We start from the raw sequence: 5,439 nt of genomic DNA on the forward strand, positions 1-5,439 counted from the left end.
AAAATGGAATGGCCAAATGTTTGGATGGTCATCAGTTAGAAGAGATTTAGTAGATTACTTTGATAACAGATTTTTAAACGATGACACACTTAATTGAACATAACCTAATCACTAGTCACTAATCACTAGTCACTAATCACTAATCACTAATCACTAATCACTAATCACTAATCACCAATCACTAATCACTAATCACTAATCAAGTCCATCAGACATTTACATACTATCATAAAATTTTGTGATTTATATCATTTTGTAGTATCATTTCAAAGTTTATTTTTGCAATTAAATCTCAAAGAATGAAGCTAACCTACTTATCTGCAAAGCAGCTCATGGCTGCTATGACCCTTTTTTTGATCACTTTTTTGAGTGTCACCTCACAAAACCCCGGTGATTTCAGGAGCACTCAGTCGGGTAACTGGGACAATGCAAGTTCCTGGGAAACTTACAATGGGGCCTCCTGGGTAAATGCCGGTGCTGCGCCTTCTTCCACCTTTGCAGGTGCTGTTCATATAAGAACCGGTCACGAAATCCTTTTTTCCATTGAAAACCAGGACACCCAGTTTTTACCCAATGGCGCTGTCTTTATTGAAGGAGGAGAGTTTAAAATATTCATAACCTCAAACGGAAATCAACAATACAACCTATCGGTCAATCACTTTACCTTGAATTCGGGTTTTTTCATTATGGAATCCGGTAACAACCCCCAATTGATTCTCAGAGTCATCAGTAGTTTTAACATTAATGGAGGTTACCTTGACTATCAAGGGGGAGGACCCAATTCGTCTTTATACATCGATGTGGAAGGCGACGTGTCCGTGACGGCGGGACTGTTATTAATATCGCCCAACCTGAATCGCTCCGGACTCTATCTGGTGGGCAACAACACCCAAAACATCACCATCACACACAACATCAGTCCGGTGGCGGCACAACGCTTTTTTATTGCTGAGGGTTCTACTCACACCATCAACGAAATATACAATGGCAACGATGCAACGCCTCAGGTAACCGTGTTTGGTTCCATACCCGGTTATGAGACTGATGTACGGGAAGGTTTCATAGGCTTACACGAAAGAACCACCAATAACAACCTCTTCATCAACAACAGTGGAGCAGGAGTGAACCTCTCTACTGACCGCACCATTGGCGGGACACTGCACCTGCAGGACGGCACCCTCTTTCGCGACGGCAACAACTTTACCATGGCTTCAGGGGCGACCATCAACCGTTCGGGGGGAATTGTCAATGAAGCACCCACTTTTGCTGGTACCATCAACCTTGAATACAGTCAGCATACGCTACAAATACCCACGGCATTGGAAATGCCCGATGCAGACATCATTCAAAATGTAACCATCTCCACCGATAACGGTGTCAAAGCAACCAAAGATTTTAAGATCAACAATGTCCTGAACCTTACGGCAACCAATCCGCATCCTGATTACGGCTCACTCGAACTGGTCAACGACTACGGAAACTATGCCCAGCTTACTTACGGCACTACCGGTTACAATAACAGCACACTTTCGCACAACAATTTTGATTCCCATGTCCTGATGATGGCACCCAATGCTACAACCACCGGAATCGGTGATGTGACCGGAACCATCAGAAGGGAAGGTTTACTGCCCAATACGTCTTACGACTTTGGAAACCACCACACACGACTTACGTTCAAACCCGTTAACGGCAGTCCCATCCCGCCGGCAGTCAATGTGCTGGTAAGCAGAGGACTCTATGGAGAACACGCCGACAATACGGAAGGTATTGATATCAATGGCACCACGGCAGACAGGGCCGCAGTCAAACGCTTGTATCAGGTGCGTTATGAAGGTGTGGCCCTCACAGAATCACAGTTTACCTTGCGTATGGCTTACCAGGCAGATGAAATTGGTGGCAACGATACAGAATCCATCATTTCCTGGGACCACCACTTGCCCTATGCTGCCAAAACACCCCACGAACACGGAAGAACCAACTTTGACAGCAATGTACACTGGGTAGAATTGAGTAACCACAAAGTATCCTATCTTGCCCGTGAAGGGAGCACCACCTTTACCAAATACTGGATGATATCCGAAAAGGAATATACAGACGATTATGTATGGCTGGGAGCGGCAGACTCTGATTGGAACAATGTGTCCAACTGGTCATCCGGGAAAGTACCTAATGAGACGGCCGATGTCTTGATCCCTTCCGCTATCAGATATGATTTTCCACCCATTATTGATGTCACCAGTGGCTACAGTGATGAGCTTAACAATACCGCAGTCGGTTTTGAGGAAGTGAGAATGCGAACCCTTGAAATAGCGGCGACAGCCGTTTTGACCGTTGAAGACGGAAAACGCATTAAAATGTATGGCGGTCCCAACCAAAACTCAGGGGGCAGCAACATCAATTTTACCACCTGGTTTGACAATGGCACCTTCCTTCCCGGAACCGGAACCGTTCAGTTCATAACCGCAGGCGAAACAACCACCTCCACTGTGGGGGGATCCACACGGTTTTATGACCTTATAGTAGGGGATAATTACAGCGACCCCGCCTATGAATACAGCATACTGCAATTACAGGATGGCAGCAGGGTGGAGGTAGAAAATGAAATTAGTTTCCATTCGGTTGATGATGAAATCGATACCCGAAGCTTTCCCAATACCATTGCCTATGTGGGCAATAACCAGGAAGTCATCACCACCAACGGCGATTACATTGGCTACCACTCCCTCGAACTCAGTGGTACCGGAACGACCTTACTGCCTGCAGAGATTGATATTTATGGCAACCTCATCGTCAATCAGGAAACGGGCCTTAACATTACCAATACCCCCATCAATTTTTACGGACTGCCCACAACCGATCAATTTATTTTAAGTGATGTATTAACTACCTTGACACTTAATGAAGTGGAGGTAGATAACAAGAATGTCACTTCTGAACTGGAGGAACTCACCATCCACGACCTGGACCTGATCAACGGAACGTTCAGGGCAGGCGACAACGCCAACGTAATCCTGACGAACCTGCTTACCAGGACCAACGGCTATTTAGGCGGCACCGGAACCATCACTTTTGAAGGCCCTTCCAATTTAACCGGCTACTTTGAAGACAACCTGGCAACACCCTCCATCCATTTGAACAAGAACGCAGCCTTTATTTTCCCGGAGGCACTCGGTATCAGCGGCAACCTTATTTTGGAGCAGGGCACTGTAGACCTCAATACCCAAACCCTTAGCTTGGGAGGCAATGTAGTGCGCACTGCAGGCTATACCGGCTATGTAGATGCTACTGAAGCCACTATTCTATTCACAGGCGATAACCCACAAACCATCGACAACGATGCGTTTCTCGATAATACCGTCGAAAACATCACCAACAACGGCACCGGAGGACCCAGTCTTTCAAGCGAACTCCAACTCACCGGCATCCTGAAACTCAATAACGGAGACTTTCAGTCAAACGGGCACCTGGTATTTATTTCTACCGAAACAAAAACAGCCCTGATGGACAGGGTCATCGTGGGAGCCACTATCAGCGGGGAAGTGACCATCGAGCGCTTTTTTAAAGCCCGCCGTGCCTTTCGCCTGTTTTCATCACCGGTCAATACCGCCACGACCATCAGAGCCAACTGGCAGGAGGGCGTCAACAATACCACCAACAACCCGGCACAAAACCAAAATCCAACTCCGGGTTATGGCATTCACATCACCGGTTCAGTAAACGGAGCCAATGGCTTTGATGCCACCCCCAGTGGCAATCCATCCCTCTTTTCATATGACAACCCCACACAGTCCTGGAGCTCCGCCGCAAACACAAACGCAACGACCATTCAGGCCGGAACACCTTACCGTTTCCTCGTAAGAGGCGACCGCAGCATCAACGTGACTTCCAACAGCACCGAACCCACTAACACGCGGCTACGCACCAAAGGCGTTCCCGTTACCGGAACGCAAATCAACAATGCGATGGGACTCGCAGCAGGCGACTCCAACTTTATTGGAAACCCTTACCAGGCACCCGTAGATATGAGTCTGGTAGTGGGCGCTTCAGTCAACATCAACCCCAATTTCTATATGATTTGGGACCCCACAGTGGGAGGGCAGAACCCCGTTCCCGGTACTCCCGGAGGACGCGGTGCCTTTGTAACCATCGACCTTGAAGACAATACCAATACAGTCGATGGTGAAGGCAATTCAGAAGCCAACCAATTCCTGCAACCCGGGCAGGCAGCCTTTGTTTTTACTGTAGCAGACGGGCACCCCCAAACCTCCGTGATTTTTGAGGAAACCTATAAAAATGTGGAGCAACCCCTCACCGCGACCTTCAGTTTGATCAGTGACATCAAACTGCTGCTGTATTCGGCCGAAAACTTTGCAGGCGGACACAGTGCCACAGACGGACTCCGTATCAAATTCAAAGCAGACGGTAACAATGAGGTGGATACGTTTGATGCACCCAAATTCTCTAACCTGGATGAAAGCCTGGCAGCCAACAACAACGAAGCGCTGCTCAGCATTGAGTCCAGGGCACTGCCTCAGGATGAAGAAGTCATACAGCTGTACCTCAATACCTTCAGGGCCACCAACTATGTGTTTGAAGCCCGCCTCAACCTCCTGCAAGGTGTGACGGCCTACCTGCGCGACCACTATACCGGTACGGTCACTGCGCTGAGCAACAACAACAACACCCTCATTGATTTCAGTGTGGACCCTGCAGAACCTGAAAGTGTGGCAACCAACCGTTTTGATATCATTTTTGAAGAAATTGTCCTCTCCAACCCCGATGCCCACACCGCTAACGAGTGGTTGCTGTATCCCAATCCCGCCACAGGCGATGAAGTGTATGTCAGCACTGCTGCACATACTTCAGGAACACTAAAGCTAGCGTTTTATACCATGCAAGGACAATTAGTACATACCACCCACGAAACCATTCAAAGCAATGGCACCGTGCACACTGACATCAGTAGCCTGAGTTCAGGCATCTATGTCGTAAAAATAACCGACGAACAAAACCATCACAAGGCACTTAAACTCATTGTACAGTAAAAAATAGAAAGCGATTATTCCCATGAGAATCCCCAAACCGTCCCCATATATACTGATACTTACATTGCTGCTGTTGTTTTGTGTGGAAATACAGGCACAGACCTCCAAGTCCATCAATTCAAACCCACCCCCGGTACCCGGCAGAGACCCCGGCTGGGGCGATGACGATGTCGACGACGAAGCACCCCTCCCCATCAACGGCTTCCTCACACTGGGCCTCATCACCGGCGCCCTCTATGGCTTCAGGGTTTTAAATAAAGAAAATTCGACTACTAAGACGTAGGGCAAGTGAACTTCCCTGATTAGAGTTGACCGTTTTTAAACATTAATTTCATTGTTAAAAATAGTAATTGATTGTTGATGAAAAGTACTTTTCATCAACAATCTCTCT

The 5,439-nt window shown here is 47.6% G+C and carries 1 protein-coding gene; it reads left to right on the forward strand.

Going from position 1 to position 5,439, the window contains the following annotated elements; all coding sequences use genetic code 11:
• The first annotated feature begins 299 nt into the window (after positions 1-299).
• A complete protein-coding gene (locus IEV69_RS13615; RefSeq protein ID WP_188443366.1) occupies positions 300-5,048 on the forward strand; it encodes a T9SS type A sorting domain-containing protein in 4,749 nt (1,582 codons plus the stop codon).
• The last annotated feature ends 391 nt before the right edge of the window (positions 5,049-5,439 follow it).

The sequence above is a fragment of the Planktosalinus lacus genome (genome assembly GCF_014640155.1).
Taxonomy (GTDB): Bacteria; Bacteroidota; Bacteroidia; order Flavobacteriales; family Flavobacteriaceae; genus Planktosalinus; species Planktosalinus lacus.